25 protein-coding genes are annotated in these 21,710 nt (G+C 58.4%); 21 read left to right on the forward strand and 4 right to left on the reverse strand.

Features of this window, described 5'->3' with window-relative positions; genetic code table 11:
- Positions 1-145: 145 nt before the first annotated feature.
- The 7 genes from AC1Q7H_RS20035 to AC1Q7H_RS20065 all read left to right on the forward strand — a co-directional run bounded on the left by AC1Q7H_RS20035 (position 146) and on the right by AC1Q7H_RS20065 (position 7,090).
- The gene (locus AC1Q7H_RS20035) at positions 146-1,108 is read left to right on the forward strand and encodes an IS5 family transposase (RefSeq protein ID WP_492381625.1); all 963 of its coding nucleotides are present in this window, start codon (positions 146-148) and stop codon (positions 1,106-1,108) included.
- Positions 1,109-1,386: 278 nt separating this feature from the next.
- A complete protein-coding gene (locus AC1Q7H_RS20040; protein ID WP_444633993.1) occupies positions 1,387-2,457 on the forward strand; it encodes a DSD1 family PLP-dependent enzyme in 1,071 nt (356 codons plus the stop codon).
- Positions 2,458-2,743: 286 nt separating this feature from the next.
- Positions 2,744-4,501: a site-specific integrase gene (locus AC1Q7H_RS20045; RefSeq protein ID WP_492381626.1), complete on the forward strand. Its 1,758-nt coding sequence runs from the start codon at positions 2,744-2,746 to the stop codon at positions 4,499-4,501.
- A gap of 122 nt (positions 4,502-4,623) precedes the next feature.
- Positions 4,624-5,199, forward strand: coding sequence for a hypothetical protein (locus AC1Q7H_RS20050; protein WP_147298064.1), 576 nt, complete (start codon positions 4,624-4,626; stop codon positions 5,197-5,199).
- Between the two features lie 220 nt (positions 5,200-5,419).
- Positions 5,420-5,734: a hypothetical protein gene (locus tag AC1Q7H_RS20055; RefSeq protein ID WP_492381627.1), complete on the forward strand. Its 315-nt coding sequence runs from the start codon at positions 5,420-5,422 to the stop codon at positions 5,732-5,734.
- Positions 5,735-6,192: 458 nt separating this feature from the next.
- Complete coding sequence (locus AC1Q7H_RS20060) at positions 6,193-6,549, forward strand: hypothetical protein (protein ID WP_492381628.1); 357 nt, start codon at positions 6,193-6,195, stop codon at positions 6,547-6,549.
- A gap of 244 nt (positions 6,550-6,793) precedes the next feature.
- Positions 6,794-7,090, forward strand: coding sequence for a hypothetical protein (locus tag AC1Q7H_RS20065; protein WP_492381629.1), 297 nt, complete (start codon positions 6,794-6,796; stop codon positions 7,088-7,090).
- Positions 7,091-7,209: 119 nt separating this feature from the next.
- Here the strand turns inward: AC1Q7H_RS20065 and AC1Q7H_RS20070 are convergent, their stop codons facing one another.
- Entirely contained in the window at positions 7,210-8,094 is an 885-nt protein-coding gene (locus AC1Q7H_RS20070) for an ImmA/IrrE family metallo-endopeptidase (protein ID WP_492381630.1), read from the reverse strand.
- A gap of 3 nt (positions 8,095-8,097) precedes the next feature.
- Positions 8,098-8,445 (reverse strand): helix-turn-helix domain-containing protein, encoded by a 348-nt coding sequence (locus AC1Q7H_RS20075; RefSeq protein WP_025586235.1) that lies wholly within the window; start codon positions 8,443-8,445, stop codon positions 8,098-8,100.
- A gap of 101 nt (positions 8,446-8,546) precedes the next feature.
- Between AC1Q7H_RS20075 and AC1Q7H_RS20080 the strand changes: the two genes are divergently transcribed.
- The 14 genes from AC1Q7H_RS20080 to AC1Q7H_RS20145 all read left to right on the forward strand — a co-directional run bounded on the left by AC1Q7H_RS20080 (position 8,547) and on the right by AC1Q7H_RS20145 (position 18,308).
- Complete coding sequence (locus AC1Q7H_RS20080; RefSeq protein WP_025586233.1) at positions 8,547-9,512, forward strand: CBASS oligonucleotide cyclase; 966 nt, start codon at positions 8,547-8,549, stop codon at positions 9,510-9,512.
- A gap of 7 nt (positions 9,513-9,519) precedes the next feature.
- Positions 9,520-10,032 (forward strand): HORMA-1 domain-containing protein, encoded by a 513-nt coding sequence (locus AC1Q7H_RS20085; RefSeq protein ID WP_025586232.1) that lies wholly within the window; start codon positions 9,520-9,522, stop codon positions 10,030-10,032.
- A complete protein-coding gene (locus AC1Q7H_RS20090) occupies positions 10,032-10,973 on the forward strand; it encodes an AAA family ATPase (RefSeq protein WP_492381631.1) in 942 nt (313 codons plus the stop codon). Before AC1Q7H_RS20085 ends, AC1Q7H_RS20090 begins: the two co-directional genes overlap by 1 nt.
- A complete protein-coding gene (locus AC1Q7H_RS20095) occupies positions 10,970-11,698 on the forward strand; it encodes a DUF6602 domain-containing protein (protein ID WP_025586683.1) in 729 nt (242 codons plus the stop codon). The genes AC1Q7H_RS20090 and AC1Q7H_RS20095 overlap by 4 nt, the downstream gene beginning before the upstream one ends.
- 690 nt (positions 11,699-12,388) lie before the next feature.
- Positions 12,389-12,622, forward strand: a complete 234-nt coding sequence (locus tag AC1Q7H_RS20100; RefSeq protein WP_492381681.1) for a transcriptional regulator — start codon at positions 12,389-12,391, stop codon at positions 12,620-12,622.
- A 1-nt stretch (position 12,623) separates the two neighbouring features.
- On the forward strand, positions 12,624-13,193 hold the full coding sequence (locus tag AC1Q7H_RS20105) for a hypothetical protein (RefSeq protein ID WP_492381632.1): 570 nt from the start codon (positions 12,624-12,626) through the stop codon (positions 13,191-13,193).
- Complete coding sequence (locus AC1Q7H_RS20110; protein ID WP_492381633.1) at positions 13,141-13,824, forward strand: hypothetical protein; 684 nt, start codon at positions 13,141-13,143, stop codon at positions 13,822-13,824. Before AC1Q7H_RS20105 ends, AC1Q7H_RS20110 begins: the two co-directional genes overlap by 53 nt.
- Before the next feature lie 319 nt (positions 13,825-14,143).
- Positions 14,144-14,671 (forward strand): hypothetical protein, encoded by a 528-nt coding sequence (locus tag AC1Q7H_RS20115; RefSeq protein WP_492381634.1) that lies wholly within the window; start codon positions 14,144-14,146, stop codon positions 14,669-14,671.
- Positions 14,672-15,064: 393 nt separating this feature from the next.
- Positions 15,065-15,835, forward strand: coding sequence for a hypothetical protein (locus tag AC1Q7H_RS20120; protein ID WP_492381635.1), 771 nt, complete (start codon positions 15,065-15,067; stop codon positions 15,833-15,835).
- Between the two features lie 16 nt (positions 15,836-15,851).
- Positions 15,852-16,817, forward strand: coding sequence for a DUF2971 domain-containing protein (locus AC1Q7H_RS20125; RefSeq protein ID WP_492381636.1), 966 nt, complete (start codon positions 15,852-15,854; stop codon positions 16,815-16,817).
- A gap of 191 nt (positions 16,818-17,008) precedes the next feature.
- Complete coding sequence (locus AC1Q7H_RS20130; RefSeq protein WP_492381637.1) at positions 17,009-17,197, forward strand: YodC family protein; 189 nt, start codon at positions 17,009-17,011, stop codon at positions 17,195-17,197.
- 11 nt (positions 17,198-17,208) lie between these two features.
- A complete protein-coding gene (locus AC1Q7H_RS20135) occupies positions 17,209-17,400 on the forward strand; it encodes a hypothetical protein (protein ID WP_025586675.1) in 192 nt (63 codons plus the stop codon).
- A gap of 14 nt (positions 17,401-17,414) precedes the next feature.
- Positions 17,415-17,609 (forward strand): hypothetical protein, encoded by a 195-nt coding sequence (locus AC1Q7H_RS20140; protein ID WP_025586673.1) that lies wholly within the window; start codon positions 17,415-17,417, stop codon positions 17,607-17,609.
- A gap of 480 nt (positions 17,610-18,089) precedes the next feature.
- Positions 18,090-18,308: a ribbon-helix-helix protein, CopG family gene (locus tag AC1Q7H_RS20145; protein WP_025586669.1), complete on the forward strand. Its 219-nt coding sequence runs from the start codon at positions 18,090-18,092 to the stop codon at positions 18,306-18,308.
- A 653-nt stretch (positions 18,309-18,961) separates the two neighbouring features.
- Here the strand turns inward: AC1Q7H_RS20145 and AC1Q7H_RS20150 are convergent.
- Both AC1Q7H_RS20150 and AC1Q7H_RS20155 read right to left on the reverse strand, forming a co-directional pair.
- A complete protein-coding gene (locus AC1Q7H_RS20150) occupies positions 18,962-19,954 on the reverse strand; it encodes a hypothetical protein (RefSeq protein WP_492381638.1) in 993 nt (330 codons plus the stop codon).
- 121 nt (positions 19,955-20,075) lie between these two features.
- Positions 20,076-20,363 (reverse strand): H-NS family nucleoid-associated regulatory protein, encoded by a 288-nt coding sequence (locus AC1Q7H_RS20155; RefSeq protein WP_492381639.1) that lies wholly within the window; start codon positions 20,361-20,363, stop codon positions 20,076-20,078.
- Positions 20,364-21,710: the final 1,347 nt, after the last annotated feature.

Genomic DNA, 21,710 nt, shown 5'->3' on the forward strand with positions numbered 1-21,710 from the left:
ACTTCCGAGCCCATTCAGTCATGATTTACAGCCTAAGAGCGCCGATCCGGCGCCTTGCTTTGCGAAAGTAGGGCTAGGGATGCTCTGCACAATTGACCGCCAGATGTGCTTGCAATGAATCGTCGAGCCAGCGAGCATGTAGCGCATGAAACAAACTGACCTTGGACTGAACTTGTCGACCAAGCGCACTCGAAAGCGCGAATTTCTGGACGAAATGAACCGCGTGGTGCCGTGGGCCGATCTGGTGATGCTGATCGCTCCGTACGCTCCGGAAGGCAAGCGCGGCCGTCCCCCGTTCGCGGTCGAGGCAATGCTGCGTATCCACTTCCTTCAGCAATGGTTCGGCCTGTCGGACCCGGCGATGGAAGAAGCGCTGCATGACGTGCCGCTGTATCGGGAGTTCGCCGGGTTGGACATCTGGACGGTGCGACTTCCCGACGAGAGCACCATCTTGCGGTTCCGTCATCTGCTGGAGAAGCACAAGCTGGCTGCTCAGATCCTCGCGCTGGTCAACGACATCCTTCGCGACAAGGGCCTGATGCTACGCGCGGGCACGGTGGTGGACGCGACCCTGATCAGCGCACCGAGCTCGACCAAGAATGCCGCGGGCGAACGCGACCCGGAGATGCACCAGAGCAAGAAAGGAAACCAATGGTATTTCGGCATGAAAGCTCATATCGGCGTCGATGCCGAAAGCGGGCTGGTGCACACGGTGCGAGGCACGCCTGGCAACGTCAGCGATGTGCTCGAAGCCAATAGTCTGCTGCATGGCAAGGAAACCGACGCGTTTGGCGATGCAGGCTATCAGGGCGTTCATAAGCGTCCCGACGCGCGGGCGGGCGTGAACTGGCACGTGGCGATGAAGCCAGGCAAACGGCGCGTTCTGGACAAAAGCAGGCCGCTTGACGCGCTCGTCGATCAGGTCGAGCGAATCAAGGCAGGCATCCGGGCCAAGGTCGAGCATCCGTTCCGGGTCATCAAGCGGCAGTTCGGCTACACCAAGGTCCGCTATCGAGGGCTGAGGAAGAACACCGCGCAACTCATGACCTTGTTCGCGCTGTCCAACTTGTGGATGGCGCGCGGCAAACTGCTCGCTGCTGGGGCATGAGCGCGTTTCTGGCTCACGCCGATGCCTGTGCGCAGCATGCGAATGCTGCTCGCCGCGTGCTGGACAGCATCAATCCGGGGCTGCTTGGTTCGCGCGGTGGCGCATTCAGCTTCCTCTTAAGCGTCCAAGCACACTCGATTCGCGTTTGTGCAGAGCAACCTTAAGGGGCGGGCTGGGACAACTAACATCACCGATATTCCGAGCCTGCCCCGCGGACGGGGCTGCTATGAACGTGAAGTCTTCAAATGCCAACCTTGACACCTAAGCCGGGCGATGCCGTGGAATCCATTGATACGCCTGCACTGATCGTCGATCTCGATATTTTGGATCAGAATATCGATAGGATTCTCACCGTCATTCGCAACACCGGAGTGTCGTGGCGGCCGCACTGTAAGACTCACAAGAGCGCGGATCTGGCGAAAATCCTGATTGCTCGCGGCGCGATCGGAATTACATGCTCGAAGCTATCTGAAGCAGCGGTCATGGTAGATGCAGGTATCGGCGACATTCTGATCGCCAACCAAATTGCCTCTCCATCCAAGATCGCGCGTCTGATGTCGCTTCGACAACGCGCCGATATCGCAGTGTGCGTGGATAACTTCGACAATGCGCTTGCTCTCAGCTCCGCTGCCCAGCAGGCTGGGGTTTCACTGCGCGTGCTGATAGAAGTCGACACCGGAACCCGTAGAGCCGGCGTATTGCCCGGTGAGCCGGTGCTACAGTTAGCGCGCAGGATTCAACACCTGCCTGGTATAGATCTGGCCGGCGTCATGACTTGGGAAGGACATACCACGCAAATCGTACCCGAGGAATCGAAACGTGCTGCTATTGAGGAAGCGATTGGCGCCTTGACAGCCTCGGCCCGCCTCTGCCGCGCTGAAGGCATCCTCATGCGCATCGTGAGTTGCGGTGGTACGGGCACATATCTGACGACTTGCAACGTCCCAGGCGTTACCGAAGTGCAAGTTGGCGGCGGAATTTTAGGCGACGTGCGATATCAAACGAAGTATCACGTTGACGTTTTTTATGCACTGAAGCTTGTGGCGACTGTAACGAGTCGCCCCACTGCCAAACGGGTCATCGTTGACGCTGGAAAGAAGTCCCTCAGCTGTGATGCTGGTACGCCAGCTCCGGTGGGACTACCACAGATAGCATCCATCTCATTTTCTGCAGAGCACGGGAAGATAGAACTTGAAGAGCCTTCCGCTGTTCCAGCTGTTGGAGACCGTGTCGAGATCGTTCCAGGTTACGCAGACACCACAGTTCACCTTCATCGACAGCTATATGGGGTGCGCAATGGCCGCATCGAGACCGTTTGGCCCCTGAGAGAAGACTCGAGGCTCCTCTAGGTGAATCAGGGTGGCTGGCGCCGCTAAACTCATGCGTTGGTTCGCATCTCACTTTGCTCCATTTCGTCGACCCGCCTTTCGTCTCGTGGCGGGCTTTTTTTGGCTTTCATGGGAGCAACTGTAGTGGGTGCAAGTGCAATGGTAAGTTAGGGCGACCCTGAGCTCTTGCTACCAAGCGGCTTAGTTGTACATTATGGTGACATGGGGCCTAGTGTGTATCGCCACACTGCTATTATGATAACTATCCTTATCGTAATAGTACTGTTAGTGCGCTAAACTGGCGGGCATGAAATCCCGCCTCACCCTGACCGACCCGCCACCGAGTGCGCAAACCGGCTTCCCGGATGCCGCCGCGCTCGCCGCGCTACGCGCTTGGCATGCGGGTCTGTCCAGCCGGGAGGCCGTTGCCCGCTACTTGGGTGAGGCGCGGGCGCAAGGGCAGTCGTCGCGCGGCGTCCTGGGTCGGATCCGGCGCCAGTTGGCGGGGTATGCCCGCAGCCGCCAGCGTGAGGACCTGGCGCGGCTGTTTGAGATCGCCGCGGCCGAGCGAGCGCAGCGGGGCCGGGCGGCCGACCAGGCGATCGAATGGTTGCGGGCGCTGCCGGCACCGGTGCCGGCCATCAGCGACGACATCGGCCTGTGGCTGACGCCGCGTACGGTCGCCGCGCTGCGGACGCACGGGATCGACACCCTGGCCGCGCTGACGGTGCGGGTGCCGCGCCGGCGCCGCTGGTGGGCTGCCATCCCGGGGCTGGGCGCGGCCGGGGCCCGGCAGGTCGAGGCCTTCTTTGCCCAGCACCCGCAGTTGACCGAACGCGCCCGGGCGCTGGTCGCACCGCCGCCGCACACCAGCGTGGTGCCCTGGGAGCAGTTGCGCCTGCCGCATCAGGTCGACGGCTCGCAAGGACAGTTCCGCGCGCCGCGTGAGACCTGCACGCTGAACGCGGACAACGACTACGCGGCGATCCAGGCTTGGCTGGCGCTGCACGAAGCCCCGGCCACGCAGCGGACGTATCGCAAGGAGGCCGAACGCCTGATGCTGTGGGCGATTATCGAACGCGGGCGGCCGTTATCGTCGCTCACCACCGAGGATGCGACGGCCTACCGCAGCTTCCTGCGGCGGCCGGCGCCCCATGCGCGCTGGGTTGGGTCAGCCAGACCGCGGAGCGCGCCCGATTGGCGTCCGTTCACGGGCGGCCTGTCGGCCCGCTCCACCGCCCATGCCATGTCCATCCTGGGCGCGATGTTCCGCTGGCTGATCCAGCAACGCTATCTGCTGGCCAATCCGTTTGCCGGCATCAAGGTGCGGGGCGGGGGACGCACGGCGGCATTGGACAGCTCGCATGCCTTCACCGAAGGCGAATGGCTGCTGATTCGCACCCTTGCCGACGGCCTAGAGTGGTCCTTTGGCTGGGACGCGCCGGCCGCGCAGCGGCTGCGTTTTGTGCTGGACTTTGGCTACGCCACCGGGCTGCGCGCGAGCGAACTGGTCGGTGCAACCCTCGGTGACATCGAGACCGACGGCCAGGGCGATCACTGGCTCAAGCTGATCGGCAAGGGCAGTCGCGCCGGCCGGGTTGCGCTGCCGCCATTGGCCCGGGCGGCGCTGGATCATTACCTCGTCGCGCGCGCCCTGCCGGTGTCGGCGGCGCGATGGGACCCCACGACGCCGCTCGTCGGCGGGCTGGGCCAGGACATGGAGGCCGGTATCACCAGCACACGTCTGTGGCACGTGCTGCGCCGATTTTTCGCGCAGACTGGCGCGCTGATCGCCAACGACCATCCGGCGGCGGCAGAAAAGCTGCTGCGTGCCAGCCCGCATTGGATGCGACATACGCATGCGACCCATGCACTCGCGCGAGGTGCCGAGTTGACGACCGTCAGGGACAACCTTCGGCATGCTTCCATTTCGACGACATCGATCTACCTGCATGGGGACGACGTGAAGCGGGCTCGCCAGCTCAATTCCGCTTTTGAGGCCAGAATCGCATCCAACAAGCGCCTTCATTTTTCCGACGACGCCAAGAATCAAGCCGCTTTATGATGAAAAGGAGCACTTGGCGCCCTTGCAACGCAGCTCGAAATCGAGCGTAATCCGATGGGAAGCTCTTATCGTTGCCGGTCTAGGTTTTTCACTGCGTCGATTAACGCGTAAGAATAGACAGAATGCCTGTTTCCAACTCATACAATCTTGTCTCAGAATGGCTGCCGGCGAGCCTGCTGCCGCTCTATCCCGGCTGCTATGAAATCGAACGCATCGATGGAGAGCGTCAAATTCGCCGCTATGAGCTTGCCCCGGGGGGCGAGCCTGGACAGGGTGCCGCCTGGGGGGAGGATGTGCGGCGCTGGCGTGGCATGCAGGCACCCAAACTGGCCACACGACAGCGCCTTAGCAAGAACGTCTACGCCGAGCGTCAAGCGAACGACAAGCGCCGCGCCCAGCGCGATGCGCTTTGGGTGGCGCGTGGTCATGTTGCGCGTGCAGCCGACGCTAGTCGTCCGTGGCAGAGGCGCAAGGCCGCGGCCCGCACCGCCTTGTTGTGGTACCAAATTGCACTTGCCCTGGGCGTGCGCATGACCAACGATGCACCGATCACGGATGCAGAAGGGGGCTATACGCAAACGGACTACTATGCGTTCTCCCGCCTCTGGTCAAAATTCAACGAAAGCACCCATGTCCGCCTGCGCCATAAGGCCTTTGGATTTGTTACTGGTAAAACCGACTACCGCATCGAGGCCTGATGTGACCGCAGCGGAGCTCCTGGCGTGCAAGCGCGAGTGGATTGGGATTTGATGCACGTTCATGGCGTCTGGCGACTGCTAGAACCGCAAGTCGCTCGGATGTTGGCTGGTGTTGAAAGCTAACTTTGAAAAGCAGGGTGCATGCTTCGGCTTGCTCACCGGCTAGTAGACAATGATATTGAAAAGGTCTGTTCACACGGTATGGCCAAAGGGGAGGGCGATGAATCGAATTCTGTTTGTATTGATGTTGCTAGCGTTGGCGGCGTGCGATAGCAAATCAGCTAGATTTCCAGAGGGTGTCGTTGGTATTCTTCACGTAGACAGTGGCACCGATTATGTTTTCCGCTCCACGCCAACCGAGATCGGTGGCGCGTGCGCTGGATGGAATACGGTGTCGATTCAACCTCCCGGTCAATACTCAACTGGCAAAACCAATTTGATGTGCTGGAAGGAGAAGAATGGGTCTTTGCATACTGCTACTGAGCGCGCGGAAAGCGCGACTGTTGCCCCAATGTCCGCCATCATGGCGCCATAGTGTCTTGTCGCCCTACAGGGGCGGTTGCAGTCAGGCGCTAGCGAATAGGAAAAGATAGGCCTGCTCATCACGAGCCTCACGTCTTTCATCGTTGCCGCCGGCTTCTATATAGCTGTCCGATCTGCGGTTTGGAGGCGCCGCTGTTGGCGATGCTGCTGATCTCGACCAATCCACACCGCATGCGCCGCGACTCAGCGTAAGCGGCGAGCGGCTTTCGAGAGCGCTGGAGCATGCTATCTGGCGTACCAGGGCTACTGGCTGTCGGCTCACCGGTGGGAAGCGAGGGCGCGAACGATGATCTTGGCTACTCAGTCCGGGTACACTGGGCGAGTAACGGAGTTGATGACTATCGGGCGGATCGTGGCGGTCACGGGAACAGGGGCTTGATCATTGGCTTTTTTCCTGTACGGTGTGTATCCAGGGATGTTGACAAAGAAAAGTATGCGACAGGAGAACTCATGATTGAAGAGAACGAAGTCAAGTCCCGTACGGTGTGGAGCAAATTTCTCCATCACGAACGCGGCGAGGGGATCTTTGCGGAGACCTGGTTCGCCGGCGTATTCTGCGTGCGCGAAGTCTCAGGGTATGCTGTGTGGTATCGACGGTGGCTGAAGAACGAAACTAGCGAGATCGCGGTTTCGAACGGCGATTATCTACTGCGTTTCTATGCCGCTGGCGCTCGTGATGAAGCAATCGAGTTCGCGGTCCTTACTGCCACAAATCGAGTAGACAATCACATCGAGGCGATCAAGGCTCTGGACGCTACCGCAGCGGAATCGTGCCGGATCGAAGGACACTCTAACTCCCCATTCTAGGGATCGCAAAAGAAGCAATGAGTGACCAAGTTGGATGCATTTCTGGCGCGCGTCAGGACGCTTACACGCGGGGAATTCACGCGAAACAATGCTATCACGGGGTGGCCCATGTACGCCGCACTTGGTCAAGGCAACACTGGTGAGCCCTATTTTGTGGTTCAGTCAGGAAGGGTCACATTCTTTTATGCGCTATCGTAGCCCATAATATGCCAGACACCCACTTCAGCGTAACACTACGATTTTCATGACGCGGGAACCCAGCATCCGGCGCTTTGTACGCGACCTCAATTCACACACAGGCTTCCAGAGCGCAAATCGGGCGAGCACCGACGCGATCAATTCCTTGGAACAGTGGAAGTCGAAGGGAATCGACCGCGACTATCAGGTGCAGCACGATAACGACAACGAATTGGTTGCCATGCTGACGATCGATGTGCGAGACACCACCGCCGGTCCCGACCTAGACGCTGAGTGCGCTCAATACGGTGTCACTCATGCAACGGTGACAACTTCGAGTATCGCGGCAAAACCTGGGTCGTAATCCATGATCGTAGCCGTTCGCCCTCGCCGTTTGCCACGATGGTCATACCTACGGGTATGCCTTGGACGGTCAGGGCCTATTTCTTGGGCGGACGGAGTCCGCCCGCAAGTCGTCGTATCCTATCGGCGGAACCGTGGCGTCCATTTCTCGACAAGGTCTTCCTCGTCATCGCCCTCGTCAGCGTATATCTCATGGCCAATCTTTTGTGACGAAAGCACCGTTAGCGTCTTTCCATAGCGACCGAGGCCAACTACTTCTTCCATAACGATGCTGGACCGCTTGCCGCCGAGCCAATCAAGCACGTCAATTTCAGAATTCGCCCGTTCCCCGTGAGCTACTCGGGAAGGATCGGCGTTGAATCGCGCGGTCTCGGTGTTCGACGGTACCGGGGCGCCACGCCTGAGCCACGATAGGTCTGGTAGCGACTTCATCGCTTCCGACATGATGCAATAGTCGATCGTGCGACCCGTGCTGACAATGATCGCGATAGCATCGTCCGTCAGCTCGGCATAGCGGTTCGCCGTCGCTGTTAGCGACGTTTTGCACGTGTCGGCAGCGGATTCGATGTCCGCCAATCCGAGGGCCGATCGGTGCATCAGTCGCCTGAATGGGCCGACAGGCATTAACAGACCGACTGCGAAACTATCGGCTTCCTGCTCATACGGATCTACGGACGCGAAGCCAGCATGCGAAGCGTGTACGCCGTCATTCGGGAGGACGTGGTCGATGTGTCCATCGAGGAAGTAGTGCCCCAGTTCGTGCGCAACGCTGAAACGCTGAAATCCTTCACTAGGGATCTCAGAGGCATAGAGGATGCCGAAAGAGTTACCGTGCCGCAACAGCATGCCCGAAACCCCCGATGCCACATCGGGCTTTGCTTGCACAACGATGTCATGCCGAGCAGCAATCTCGAATGGATCGACTGGGAGGCCGGTGAGGCCTTGCTCTGCAAGGAGGGTCTCCCCCCGTTGCTTGGCTAGCTTGAGGCGAAGCAGCAGACTCATTGTTTACTTCCCTTGCTTGTTCCGGTCGGCAAGCATTTTCAGGAAGTCCTTCGCTAGCTCCCGATCATGCCCCGTCAACTTACTGACATCCCGGAACAGCGGATCGGCAGCCTCTGCGAGTGATGGATCGTCCACTCTGCCCAATAAGTAATCTGTTGTGACTTCAAGCGCATTCGCCAGGCGCCGGAGCGTGTCAAAGGAAGGTTTGCGTGATCCGGACTCGAAGTGCGCAATTGAGCTCGGCGGCATGCCTGCCTTTGTGGCCAGGTCACTCTGGCTCCACTTTCGAAGTTCTCGTGCGGCCCTCAGTCGCTCTTGAAAGAGCTCGGACGGCGATCGTTCATCGGTCATGTCTAGTTCGCCATGTAAAAGTTGACTTCTTTTGTTAAATAAGTATAGACTAGCCATGTGCCTCATGTCGAGGTCGACATATTCCCCACGGGAGCTAGCCGATGAGCCGAGAACACGTCAGTCACGCAGAGGTTGCGCGCTTCGCCCAAGACCGCGTCAATCTGCCGAAGGAGAAGGCAGACGAGTACCGCGCGCAAGCCAAGCGCCTTCGGGATCGGCTTGAGACCTACCTGTCTGAGCACCCGGACTTCACCCTTAAGCGGATGATGCTGGCGGGCAGCCTCGCGAAGGGCACGGCGCTGCGTTCCCTCAATGACATTGATGTGGCCTGCTATATCAGCGGAGCGGAAGCACCGCGGGACATTGCGGCTCTTCTGGAATACCTCGCGGTGCGGTTGCGCAAGGCGTTCCCGAACTTTTCGCCGGATCAGGTGCAGCCGCAAACCTACAGCGTCACCGTGTCGTTTCGCGGCACCGGCTTGAATGTTGATGTGGTGCCGATCCTGTATGACGGCGATGCGAACTGGTACGGGAATCTGGTGAGCCAAGACGACGGCTCATTCCTGAAAACCAACATCCCGCTGCATCTCGAATTCATCCGCAAGCGCAAGCGGGCGCAGCCAGACCATTTTTCGCAGGTCGTTCGTCTGATCAAGTTCTGGGCCGCGCGGATGAAGGCGGCTGACGAAGGGTTCAGGTTCAAATCCTTCATGATCGAACTCATCCTCGCGCGTCTGTGTGACCAGGGCTTGTCGTTCGATGACTACCCTGAGGCACTGCAGCACTTCTTCACCTATCTGGCCCGGACGGACCTGCGGGAGACGATCGTCTTCACGGACAACTATCCTGCCTCGTCGGTGGAGACGTTCAATCATCGCGTCAAGATTATCGACCCCGTGAACGGCGCCAATAATGTGAGCCGGCTGTACACCGATGCTAATGCGAGCGCGATACGTGAAGCTGCACTCGATGCAGGCGACGCCATCGACTCTGCATTGGCGGCGCCCACCAAGCAGGAAACTGTCTACTACTGGCAAAAAGTTTTCGGACCTTCGTTCCAGGGATAAGGGAAACATGTCGAGCTTCACCATCACCCAGTCGGCGACGTTCACCATTACTCATGCGCGGCATATGGCGGCTAAGGTTGCGGCTGACCTCAAGCGCTTGCAGCGGTTCTATGGCCACCCGAGCGACAGCGATATTGCGGGCTATGAGGCCGAGACAATCGAGCTTCTGAAGGCCGGCTATTTCGGCACGCTCACTGTCGGCTTCTTGCGCAGCGGTCAATGGATCGAGCCTACGCTTCGTTATACCTCGCGTGATCTGGCAGGTATGGCGGCAAACGATGATGACCCCGGGAGACTTCGACCCGGGCTGGACGTTTCCGGGGCGACCTTCCACAACTATCTCACCTATTCCCCCGCGTGGGATGCCCTCTCTATCAGCGAGAAGGATGCGTTCAAGAAGCGCATGCCGTTCTATCGCACCGGCATGACCCAGCCGACGGTGCAGGGCTACCTGGTCGACGACAAAACGTATTCAGCGGGCGGCCAAGCGCTGAGCCGCGCCAGCGTGAGGGCCTACTGATGACCGCACATGCAAGACCTGCACTCGATGAGTTGTTTGAGCGCCGTCTCACGTTCCCGGACTTCGAGCCGCAGGAACGGCTGGCGAGGCTCGTCGGCCTCGACGACCAGAAGGCACGGCTCACCAAGATCCTCGGGCTGCTCGTCAATCCAGCAGGCCTCGAGGCCTGGGCGCAGAGACACCATCCGGATGCGAAGGCGTTGCTAAAGCATGTGCTGCGTCGGCCGCCGCTGGTGGTACTCGCGGGCGATGTTGGCTCGGGAAAGACTGAACTAGCTGAAACGATCGGTGATGCTGTCGCCCGTCAGGAAAAGATCGAGATCACGCTCTTCCCACTAAGCCTATCGAGCAGAGGGCAGGGGCGCGTCGGGGAGATGACGCAATTGCTGTCGGCTGCGTTCGACTACACGGTTGAGGCCGCCGTAAAGCTTAAGTGCACGAACGGCAGGGCACGCGGCGCTGTCATTCTGCTGGTCGACGAAGCGGATGCGCTCGCGCAATCGCGCGAATCGGCGCAGATGCACCATGAAGACCGCGCCGGCGTCAACGCGTTCATTCGCGGTATTGATCGCCTGGCCAACGCCCAACTACCGGCTGCCGTGATCATGTGTACCAACCGCCTCGGCGCGCTTGATCCCGCCGTCAAACGTCGGGCGGCCGACATTCTGTCGTTCGAGCGACCAAGCGAGATTCAGCGCCATGCCGTCCTCAGCGGGGCACTCCAGGCCCTAGGGCTGACCAGCGGGCAGATCGAGCAACTCGTGTCCGTCACCGGTAGGGACAACGGGCGTCACGGCTTCACGTTTTCCGATTTGACGCAGCGCCTTCTTCCGTCCATCGTGCTGGATGCGTACCCTGCGCGCCGGGTTGATCCCGCGCGCGCGCTGGAGATTGCGCAGCAGATGCATCCGACCCCGCCGTTCGAGGAGCAGAAGCCATGAGTGATTGGTCGCTGCCAGCTCTGCTGGCCAACTTGCATGACGACATCCAAAACCGCCTGCAGATCGCGCGGAAGTCGTTTGCTCATCCGGGAACGAAGGGAGACGCAAGCGAGGCGGTCTGGCTCCAGATGCTCAGCACCTATCTCCCGCAACGCTATCGCGCCGACAAAGCATTCGTGGTCGATAGCAAGGGTGTTTTCAGCGACCAGATAGATGTTGTGGTCTATGACCGGCAATACTCGCCATTCATCTTCCAGTACGAAGGGCAGACTATCGTTCCGGCCGAGAGCGTCTATGCGGTCTTCGAGGCAAAGCAGACGATCAACGCTCAGCATGTGGCATATGCCCGCCATAAGGTGGCTACGGTGCGCAGGCTGCACCGCACCAGCCTTCCCATACCTTATGCGAAGGGGACCTATCCGCCCAAACCGCTGATTCCCATTCTGGGCGGCATCCTCACTTTCGAGAGCGATTGGACGCCGTGCTTCGGCGATGCATTGTCGAAGGCGTTAGGTGACGGCCCTGTCGAAGTTGACCGCCTGGACATCGGGTGCGTGGCAGCACACGGACACTTTGTGTGGGAGCCTTCGCAAGGCAAATACGAATTCACGCACGAAGGCAAGCCCGCGACCGCATTTCTGTTCAAATTGATATCGATGCTGCAGTTCAGCGGCACCGTGCCAATGATCGACGTCAACGCTTATGCGGAGTGGTTGACGAAGTAGAACACCCGGAGGCGGACCGTAGTTCGAGTTGAGCGATGGTCAAGACCGTCAACATTTTCCTACGATCTGGACACCGCGTCAAAATGCAAGATCGCGTCGGGCAACGCTGCAGTGCCACGTAGCCCAGCTAAAAACACCCGGCCTGGATTGCCATCTTGTAATGCGTGCGCAACATCACGGTTAGATAACGCCTTGTATATTAGAGACTGATGGACGCTTCCGAGCTTGGCGGGGTAAGCGGAGACATCCATTGTGCCAGCTGACGCCTCCCTCCCCGGGGCCCAGCATTCTATAAGTCCCCGCAGCATCCTAGGCTGCGGGGACTCTGTTTTTTCTGACGCACACAGATCGCGGCGAAAAGCCAAAGGTGTCATCCGGCGTATATCGCCGTAAAAGCCGTCTTGTTGCGCGAGTTCAGTCGGGTCGCCAGAGCCCATGATTACCTGGTGTCGTGCAAGAAGATCGCCATGTGGTGGCACATCTTCATCATTGTGCTCGGTCAGAGCGCAGCGGCCGCTCGCGACTTCCGGGAGGCGTCCGCCAGCTCCGATTCCCTTATTTATGGGGGTTGACGCTGATCCCCGTTGGGGATAAAAATGGGATGGGAAATTAGACCAATATTAGTTGGGATAAATGGGATCAAAGCAGAAGCCCTATCCGGCGACCCAGCAGGATTTGCTGCGTGACGCAATGAACCAACTCGGGATGACGCGCGAAGAGTTCGCGGCACGCCTCAGCGTCTCCAGGCGAACGCTCGACAAGTGGCTCTTACCGAGTGAGTCCTCGGACTTCCGAGGTTTGCCAGAGATGGGCCGCGCATACATCCAAGAAATTCTGGCGTGGCACCACAATTCAAGCTCAGATTCAGTCGCCGTGCGAGGTCGAGAAGCAACCGCGAACCGCCATCAGATGCAAAAAGGTTGACATGATGCCGAAGGCCAACGCCAAACGCTTGTCTGAACTGAAATTCGGCAATGACACAGTGGCGATCAATGAAGCCCTTGCTAATGGCGAGATTACCGAACGGCAAGCACAAAACATGCTGAAGTTCATCGCGACGGTGACTGCAATTCGGGAGCATCCTTTACAGACATATCCCATCCAGGACCAGACTGGTCAGTTTTCGGGGGACGTCACTGCCCGTCCTGACGGCACCTGGTTGGCCCGTCGATATGGATCGGAGTTCAAGGCAGGCGGCACGGTCTTCGCAAGCGCTGAGGAGGCCGAGCATTTTGTACGAGGGCTCCCTCAGGCGACCGTGACGGAGGAGGGTGCCGATCTCAGCGACATTGAGTTGAAAGCATTGCTTGACGAGCCCACCAGTACATTGCTTGTAGCGGGACTACAAGCGCTCTGGCGCGAGCGCGTGGCCGCACGCGATGCCACCTTGGCTGTGGCGATCATGCGCGGCGTTGAGCCACCTACTGAAGAGATGTTTGGGATTGAAGAAGTCGCTCTCCTACTACGCCGCGTCGGGGCCAAGCCGACTTCGTGATCGCAAAATCAATGGGAGTCATGCTACGGGGGGGATAGCCCCGCTCGCTTGTTTAGAAGTGGCGGAAGCCCGTGCGGTTTTCACCGAACACGGCGCTTGCATCGCTAGTATGCGACTGGCGGATCGGATGAAACCGGGCGCGGACTTGCGTCCGCGATATTTAGAACAAGGCGCTTTTCCCGAAGTCGGGCGACGTCGTGCCAGTGAATCACAACTGAAAATGAGGGAATCGATGAGTTTCGTCGTAAGCAAGGGTACGGTGCTCGAACGTCTGATGAATGCCGCCACGGACATCTTTCTCGGGGCGCTGAAGCACACTGACCATGGTGGTAGCTTCAAGGGACTGTTTACGCTGAACGTCGATGGTGAAGCAAAGCCCGTGTTATTGGTCGGCAGCGCACATGGCAGCCACGAAGACGGCCAAGTGATTGCTGTCCTCAACCCGGATTCCGAGGTGAACGAAAAGCTGGCACCGGGAGTTGCTTACAATGGTGCGCTTTTGAAGGAGATCGTCGCGGGCCGGTGCGATGCGATGGTGCACATATGGATTGATGCGTACAAGAGCGACCCTTTCACGGTGCTGGAGAAGTACACGGCCCGAGCGTCTGTCGGGCCGAAGTTCGAAATTTGAAATAAGCCGTAAAAGCCATGCCTGCACTACCGCTAGCAGATTCGCTTCGACGTGCAACACCCACCCTGCAGTGCGCCGCAGGAGATAGCAGGATGCCAATTGGCATTGACCTCCATGGATGTGACCGTATGCTGCGCGTCGACCCTGCTGAGACGCTGGAAGCGGCGCTCGCAGGCCTGACTGATTGCCCATAATAATGGCTATGGCGGACTGGAGTAGTTTTCTACCAAGCGTAATCACAACTCTCTCTGGCCTTGGTGGTGTTTGGCTAGGCGCGAGACTGACCACGAGGCGAGAGGAATTGCGAGAGGCAGCTAAGTTGGAAAGGGATGCCAGGTATCTCGCAATCCTCGTTGTCGCTCATTTGGACCGCCTCATTGATGGTTGTGTCGCAGTTGTCGGGGATGATGGCACCAGCTATGGACAGCCCGCTGGCAAGGACGGCACTCTTATGGCGACCGTCAAAACGCCGAGCTTCGACCTACTTTCGCTAGACGTTGAATGGAAGGCTCTTCCAGCCGATCTCATGTACGGGATTTTAAGTTTGCCGTACAACATCGAAGTGCTGAACCACAAGATTTCAATGACCGGGGAATTCGATTCTCCGCCTGATTATTCAGATTTCTTTTGGGAGCGACAGCACGGGTATGCTGACCTGGGACTGAAGGTTTTAGAGCTAGCTTACGCGCTGCGGCAGTCTATCGGCCTCCCCGTGATAGTCCAACCAGACGGCGAATGGTGTCGGGATGGATATCTGAAAGATCAGAAACAGGCTCTCGAGCATTTACGGGCGCAGACGATGAAATCCTGTCCAGTCGGTACATCCCTGGAAAGAATGTCTGAATAGCGGCGATAAAATTGATTTTGAGCAAGGTTCCCCGCAGTTATAGGCGCATCTACGTATGAACCCACTCAAAGTCGGCCGCGACGGATTCGCTGGCCGACTCGTTCGAGGATAAGCAAGGCAAAAGCAGGGAAACATATGTCGGCAAGCTACGAATGGACTGAGTATCACTTGACCACTAGCGGTTGGGTGACGGGTACGGAGAAGACAGATTTCGACAGGAGTGACGTTACTCCACCATCTGATCGGGTGCTCAGCGTTAGATACATTGAAGAGCATACCGGGTATGGGGGCGGAAGCCGGCACCAGGAAACCTGGCGTAGTCAAGACACCGACCAGATCAATGCTCTGCTGGCGATCCATGGGGACCCGCCGGCGCACCTGTAAGACAGCGCAATGGAAACTCTTCAGTGGGAAGAGCGCCTCCACTATCGCGATCGCTTGCGCGCATCGCGGTATGCAGCTTTGGCTGATGCCGAGGCGTTCAGCGAGATCTGCTTCGCTGTGGAAGCAATAGGTCTTCGCCTAGATGGAAAGGAGGCGACGATGAATCATTACTTCCACCGAATACGAGCATTAGCGGAAGACTCTGCTGTATTCAGCGAAATGCCTCACCGATTTCCGCAACTGTTCTCCCGCTTTGACGCCCTATACAAAACCGTGCAAATCGCGCGCAACGACGCCATGCACGCCGGCATATACGCGCGACATGTCACCACCGCAGCGATTGAATTGTGCATAGGTTTAGAGGAGGCCTTGATGAAAGAGCAACAGTTGGTACGAACGAAGGTCAAGGACTACATGGTCCGGTCACCCATCATCGTGCATCCCTGGCAGCCAGTTGCATACGCTCGCCAGTTGATGTTGATGCATTCGTTCACGTTCCTCCCTGTCAAGATCGGCGATTGGAAGCTGGTTCCAGAGGTATCCATGGCGAAATTCTTGCGACGACATGAAGACAGGAAGTTTGCCCTGGGCAGATCAATTCAAGACGCTGCGAGCTTGGAGAACAATGCTCTCGACCTCCTTACGGCGCACGTGGTGGGTCCGGAGGACGAAGTGTCTGACCTCCTTAGTGGTGCCCCTGCGAACCAACCAACGCTGTGGTTAGTCGACGATGGTCATGCCGGGCTCGCTGGCGTACTGTCACCGTTCGAACTGATGTGACGCGGGATAGAACGATATGCATGGAACCGAGTTATACAACGCGCTCGTGCCCGCACTGTGGGGCGATGTGGACGAGGACAAGCACTTTCCTGTGGAGCAGCCGTTGCTCGCCCACTATACGTCGGTGGCGAACCTGGTCAATATCGTGAAGGGAGCAGAGCTTTGGTTCTCCAATCCTCTCAACATGAATGACTACGAGGAGATGCGGTACGGGTTGAGTGAGGGCATGCGCGCGGCGGAATCGCATGCGCTCCTCCGGGCGACTTGCGAAGAGCATGGCTACTATGCGGAGTTCATCGAAAGCCTATCGGCTTGCTACCGGCGGTTTGAGAGTGAGCACGCGTTTGACACGTATGTCGTTTGCTTTTCGAAGCATGATGAGGCCAAGGATGTCGATGGTCGCCTATCGATGTGGCGCGGGTACGGTGGAAATGGTAGTGGCGCAGCCATCGTTATTGATACAAAGAAGATCAATGCAAACGAACAGTCACCATTTATCATCGCCCCCGTCGATTATGGCACCGCCGAAGAGCGAAGGGCATGGATAAGTGAAAGGCTTGATGTTCTCGCCGCGGAATTGAAGCGGCAACAGGTGCGAAAGAACGGTGCCCCAATGGCCGCAGCGGCGTTCTTCGAGCGCTTAAAGCAGTTCGCCTTGTTCTCGAAGCATCGCGGATTTGAGGAAGAGAAGGAGTGGCGTGTCGTCTATTTCAGAGATAGAGATTCGGCGGGGCGTCTTACCGCTATGTTCGGCTACCACATTGGCGCAGACGGAGTGCATCCGAAGCTGAAGCTCAAGTTGGCGCCGATCGAGGGAGTCACCGGCGATGACTTCGGTCTTGACAATATTGTGCACCAAATCATTCTCGGGCCGACGCATACAGGTGTATCAAGGCTGGCCGCACTTAGGATGCTGCAACTTGAACGCCCCGCGCTTGCAAGTCGATTGAGGGCCTCCTCGACGCCATTCCGGCCGTTGTAGCCAGAATCAATCTCCCAAGGGAATCTTGGCGTGGCGCGCACGTAAGGGCCAGGTCGATCTCAACCAGGCTGGCTTTGCGCTGGCCTGGCTGACCGCGGCTTAGGCCGGCAAGCTCTCGGCAGTGATGGACCCAAACTCCGGCCTGCGGGTCGGCTTGATCGAATGAAGTAGGAGATGAGCAGGAAGAACGCATGAGTACATTTCAGGTGGGTGACGTCGTAAGACTCAAAAGCGGCGGGCCAGGCATGACGGTGGAAGAGGTCGGGGACTACTTGCAGAGCAAGCCTACGGGGCCACGCAACGGTGTCCTATGTGCATGGATTCTCGGAAGGACGTTTCATCGCTATGTCTTTGACGCGGCAATGCTTTGGAAGATTTAAGGCGGACAGGAATGAACCAGGATAGCAAACGAAAGGGCTGGATTGTCCGCACTGAAAGCGACTACCTGTTTCCGCAAGGTGGAGATGTTGGCTACACGCCGAACCTGGCAGATGCCGGAACCTTCGAATCGGAAGAGGAGGCCATCGAGGCGGGTCGCGACCATTGCGATCCTGGCTTTGTGGTGCTTCGCGACCCGCGCTGAAAGACGGAAGAATCATGGAAGTTGAAGTGGAAATGGATGGCCAGCGATACGTTGGCGAGGTCCATGAATCGGATGGTGTAGTCACTGTCATGACCGACGGCGGCTATATGGAGATGACGTCGATCGGCGGTAGCGGTATCGAATCGATAGCGCGAACCCTGCTATTGCGGATGGTAAGGGCGGGCAGAGCTAGGCCCAAAGCTGCCTGACAATGGAGGTCGAGGAGGAGTGCCGGTCACATAACGTTTGCGGCGGCAGTCTTGTGACGATCGCTGGCGGCATCCAAGCCGTGTGCACACGTGATGCGAATGGCGGGGTGGATTCCTTCGGCGGTCTTGTATGACCACGCGAAGCGGTGAGGTCCGTGATGCGAGGGAAGGGGATGGCATTACAATCGATCAAGAGGACGAGGGGAAGATGACGCGTCCCAACGCGCTGTTCGTGCTCTACAGAGTACTGGGTACAACAAAAGGACGCGACCATTCAATTGCAGAAGGAGAATAAAGCGTTCTTGAATGATCAACTCGCAGAATCGAAATCACGGTTCCGACTTTGGTGAAAGATGATGTTGCACTAACCGCACAAGTTGAGAAGCTCTTTTAGTACCGTCGCGGCAGCGATACGGGAAGCCAAGTTTGAAGACGCTTGCAGTGTGGTATATCGTGCATATTGCGCAATCGGAGACAGATGTGGGCCGAATCTTGGTCGATTTACCTGATACGCAAATAGAGGAATTAGCGGCAATAGCGGAGGCCGAGCATCGTTCACGGGCCGCTGTCATCCGCGATGCTGTCAAGGCGTACATTTCGCAGCGAAAGCTGGGGCTTGGGGCTGACGTATTCGGGCTGTGGAAGGATAAGAAGATCGACGGCCTCGCATACCAGCTGGAGCGGCGCTCGGAGTGGTGAACGGCGCTCAATATGCGCCAAATGGCACTTTCGTCGCGGCGTGCGGTAGCACATGGTGTGTGGCCCGGCAGGGCAAAGCCAATGGTGCCCCCTTGGCCAGCTCGAGCTAGTCACGCCGGTGGGCTCTCTGGTCGATGATATTCCGATGTTCCGGTGCAGCTAGGTACCCTATGCTGAAAGTGCCCGATCCCAGCCCATCTGCTCCCGGTTCATTCAGACTCCCATCCTGCGAATTGACGCTCAAAATCCGCGGGGTTGAAGTAATCGCGCTCGCTCCAACGCCTATAGCACAGCAGTCGTTCGAGCCACCAGCGCTCAAAACATCCGCGACGGCTTAACTTCCGCCACCGAAACGGCCCCAGCCAGGTCGCTGGGGGTTGCCGCCTTCGTCGGCGCGCTGGCCCTCAGTTCCGGATCCCCAATCAATACTTTCACGATAATGAAAGTATTTGGGTTCTGACGATGGATCCCGCGGACATTCAACGGTCGTCTCTTGCCGACCCGATTTGAGACATCCCAGGTAGAGAACTTCAGCGTCCGCTTGTGCTCACTATTTAGTCGTTGAGTCGGGAAACACCCTCAATGAGGTTGGGGTGCCAAGCGATGCCTTGAAGAAACGTGTGGTTCGTTCGCACCCCAAGTTCGGAATCGCCCTAGCCAGTGGTGAAAGTCAGGGGCGGCCGTCGGCCCCAGCGAACCGGGCGTTCGCGCGGCGCGGGGGTGGCCATGGGGCTTCCAAATCCCAGTCGCGCGAACCCCAAACGTTGATGATCCAGATGGAAGGCGATGTGGGCATTGCGTGCTTCGCTGGGATGGGCGAATGGCAGATACTGATATGAGTGGCCACCGGATTGAAATTCCAGGATTCCGCCAGCCAACTGCTCGGTGATGGCCATGATTCCCCCCGGCCGGTGGACCCGCGTGCGTTGTCTCAACAGTCGCCAGGGCGAGTCTCCCCAGGAGATGATCGTTACGTCGTCAGGGTGGTAATGCGGGCGCGTGCCGGCCAGCAACGCCTCGAAGCCCTCCAGACAGCCAGCGTAGCCCGCTTTCACCGGGCCAGTGACGCGCTCATCGGGCGCGCGGTAGTCCGGGTAGATGTTGACGAACAGGAGCGTGCCCAGTTTCCCGGACAGTAGGGGCTCGGTCACGGCGGCGAAATAGCGCCTTGCGACGGACTCGTCGTTGTCTGGCAAGAGATGCAGGCCATCCTGCCGCATGGGCCAGTTCAGCCTGTGTGGCTTACCCTCACGCTTGGGCACGATCGGATACCAGTCGTGGCCCACGATGATCACCAGGCGGCGCACCGGGGCCTTGCCGTAAGTGCGATGCAGAGCGTGGTCCGTCCAGGGACTGATGCCGAAGCTAAAGCCAAGATCGTGCTGCCTGCAGAGCGCTACCATGCGGGCGGCCAGCGCCGGCGCCGATATGGCGCGGCCGTTCTGCACCTCGGTATCGAGTTTCTCCACGGTTGTGCTGAAGGACTCGTACTTTTCAAGCGTTGCCCGATGGAAATCCGACGTTAGGTATGACCATGGACGCGTCCGCGCGGTATCCCAGTAGCTCGCTAACTCCGGGGTAATGCGAGGAAAGATCTCACGGTAAGCGTCGATGATTCGCTGCGCTCCTGGACGGTCGTAATGCATCGTTCTCGAAGAAGTATCGTCTGGCATGGGGGAACTGTTCTTGGCGTTCTATGCAAGGTGAAGCAAGCGGGGCGCTGGTCCGCAAAGTCATGCTGACAATCACAGCCGCGATAAGCGCATCCTATGGCTTTACACGAAAATGCTCGATCGACTGGCCAGCGTTTACGGCGCGCTGCAGCCAGTCCGGCAGATCGCCGTGACCATCCCACGCGTGGCCATAAGCGTCTCGGAAGCAAATCGGACGGGCGGAGTCATTGGCGAGCGACGCTCTTTCAGAAAAGCAGCCTGCGTTCTGCAGGTCGGCCAGATGCAAGCCATATCGGGCCATTTGTGTCTTGATCCATAGGATCGTCTCGGCGCGCTCGCGCAAGAGTTGGGTGTCGGAATCCTGGAGAAGGGCAGGGGGCATGCAGGCGATAGAGCTAGGATCGAAGCAGCAGGAAACAAAGGACGTTCCTTCGGAAGGCACCCGCCGGACAGGGCAGGGCATCGGGGCGCCAGATACAAGAGCGATTCTAACGGGTGCGCCACGGCCCAAGTCTACACCTGACCCTCGGTTTGCCCCCGCGCGCTAGCGAGGCATTGCGATAATGTACCAGTCGCAAGAGTTGGCGCGCGCTGCCGAGACGTCCTCAGCTAATGCCTGCGACGCAACTGCCTAAGGCACTACCGCATTAGCTGCAAGCGAATCGACAGGTAGGGCGGCGTCCTCAATGCGATGTTCGTCCGTTTCTGCCCGGCCCGCATTCCATCCCAGACATACGTGGGGTTGGGGTTGCCGGTTCGCGGCGTCACAACCAAGGCCTTATCGAATGTTTCGGACAGTCTCGAGCATCAAGTGTCCTTGGCTGGTCAGGCGAGGATAAGCACTGCCACTACCATGCCCGTGTTCCATCGTGACCAGCTTGTGGGCAAGCAAGCCGTCCAATTGATCAGGTTCAAGATCATCGATATCGTGCGCATTGCAGGGCGCAGACTGAGCGCGAGTGCGTAGCGTACTCGCCTATCTGGATGGCCATTCGCCTTCCGTGAAGGCTGGCGCAAGGCCAGGATCGCTGAAATTGATTTGGGACGCGAGATCGCCGTGCACCCAGAGATTGCCGCAAAGAAATACCTCCGGAGGCGGCGCAGATCGGGCGCTTCGCGGTAGTCCAGTTTCAAGGTGCGGCCGGACATCAGTATCGCATTGCGCCGCCTCCAATGCAGTCAACGCTGCAACCGGGCGATCTCGTCTACGCGAATATTATGGACTGTGCGAAGCCGCTAATACTCCGTTAAGGCACCGGAACAAAAAATTCGAGGCTGAAGGGGAGCACGCTCAAATGCGTGCAACACAGCGTCCTTCTCCCTATCCTGACCCAGGCTGAGGCTCGGCGCGGGAATTGCCATTGCTGGCGCGCCAACTAAAGTGAATTGCGCCTCATTACGGAAGTAGTTGCGCTGGCCGCTACGCGCGTCCAGATGAGTTCTATACAGCAAATTCTATGCAGATCAGATTGAAACGGCGTGCAGTTGCACTCCGCTAGCCGTCTTCTACGCTGTATGCATTGTCCGGGCCGCCGGTGGCCGCCCTTAGCAAGAACAAGAAGCAACGGGAGCGCCGGCCATGAAGCGAGGCCTGTTCTTGATGGCCGCTGCGTTGACCAACGTTGCGCCGTTGCGATCGGCGTTGGGCCAACCTCAAGTCGAAGCCTGTTTCAAAATGGAGGGCCACGACGCCGTCACGCTCGTTGACGTCACGGCGTCCATAGCCGGC

The organism is Cupriavidus sp. GW823-FHT06D04 (assembly GCF_058795055.1).

Bases quoted from the DNA above. Each gene is read 5' to 3' on its own strand.
- AC1Q7H_RS20080 (WP_025586233.1), top strand. From the start codon at position 8,547: ATGAGCCGAGAACACGTCAGTCACGCAGAGGTTGCGCGCTTCGCCCAA.
- AC1Q7H_RS20060 (WP_492381628.1), top strand. From the start codon at position 6,193: ATGATTGAAGAGAACGAAGTCAAGTCCCGTACGGTGTGGAGCAAATTT.
- AC1Q7H_RS20045 (WP_492381626.1), top strand. From the start codon at position 2,744: ATGAAATCCCGCCTCACCCTGACCGACCCGCCACCGAGTGCGCAAACC.
- AC1Q7H_RS20135 (WP_025586675.1), top strand. From the start codon at position 17,209: ATGAACCAGGATAGCAAACGAAAGGGCTGGATTGTCCGCACTGAAAGC.
- AC1Q7H_RS20155 (WP_492381639.1), bottom strand. From the start codon at position 20,363: ATGCCCCCTGCCCTTCTCCAGGATTCCGACACCCAACTCTTGCGCGAG.
- AC1Q7H_RS20065 (WP_492381629.1), top strand. From the start codon at position 6,794: ATGACGCGGGAACCCAGCATCCGGCGCTTTGTACGCGACCTCAATTCA.
- AC1Q7H_RS20035 (WP_492381625.1), top strand. From the start codon at position 146: ATGAAACAAACTGACCTTGGACTGAACTTGTCGACCAAGCGCACTCGA.
- AC1Q7H_RS20085 (WP_025586232.1), top strand. From the start codon at position 9,520: ATGTCGAGCTTCACCATCACCCAGTCGGCGACGTTCACCATTACTCAT.
- AC1Q7H_RS20105 (WP_492381632.1), top strand. From the start codon at position 12,624: ATGATGCCGAAGGCCAACGCCAAACGCTTGTCTGAACTGAAATTCGGC.
- AC1Q7H_RS20075 (WP_025586235.1), bottom strand. From the start codon at position 8,445: ATGACCGATGAACGATCGCCGTCCGAGCTCTTTCAAGAGCGACTGAGG.
- AC1Q7H_RS20090 (WP_492381631.1), top strand. From the start codon at position 10,032: ATGACCGCACATGCAAGACCTGCACTCGATGAGTTGTTTGAGCGCCGT.
- AC1Q7H_RS20130 (WP_492381637.1), top strand. From the start codon at position 17,009: ATGAGTACATTTCAGGTGGGTGACGTCGTAAGACTCAAAAGCGGCGGG.
- AC1Q7H_RS20140 (WP_025586673.1), top strand. From the start codon at position 17,415: ATGGAAGTTGAAGTGGAAATGGATGGCCAGCGATACGTTGGCGAGGTC.
- AC1Q7H_RS20055 (WP_492381627.1), top strand. From the start codon at position 5,420: ATGAATCGAATTCTGTTTGTATTGATGTTGCTAGCGTTGGCGGCGTGC.
- AC1Q7H_RS20050 (WP_147298064.1), top strand. From the start codon at position 4,624: ATGCCTGTTTCCAACTCATACAATCTTGTCTCAGAATGGCTGCCGGCG.
- AC1Q7H_RS20125 (WP_492381636.1), top strand. From the start codon at position 15,852: ATGCATGGAACCGAGTTATACAACGCGCTCGTGCCCGCACTGTGGGGC.
- AC1Q7H_RS20100 (WP_492381681.1), top strand. From the start codon at position 12,389: ATGAACCAACTCGGGATGACGCGCGAAGAGTTCGCGGCACGCCTCAGC.
- AC1Q7H_RS20120 (WP_492381635.1), top strand. From the start codon at position 15,065: ATGGAAACTCTTCAGTGGGAAGAGCGCCTCCACTATCGCGATCGCTTG.
- AC1Q7H_RS20150 (WP_492381638.1), bottom strand. From the start codon at position 19,954: ATGCATTACGACCGTCCAGGAGCGCAGCGAATCATCGACGCTTACCGT.
- AC1Q7H_RS20095 (WP_025586683.1), top strand. From the start codon at position 10,970: ATGAGTGATTGGTCGCTGCCAGCTCTGCTGGCCAACTTGCATGACGAC.
- AC1Q7H_RS20070 (WP_492381630.1), bottom strand. From the start codon at position 8,094: ATGAGTCTGCTGCTTCGCCTCAAGCTAGCCAAGCAACGGGGGGAGACC.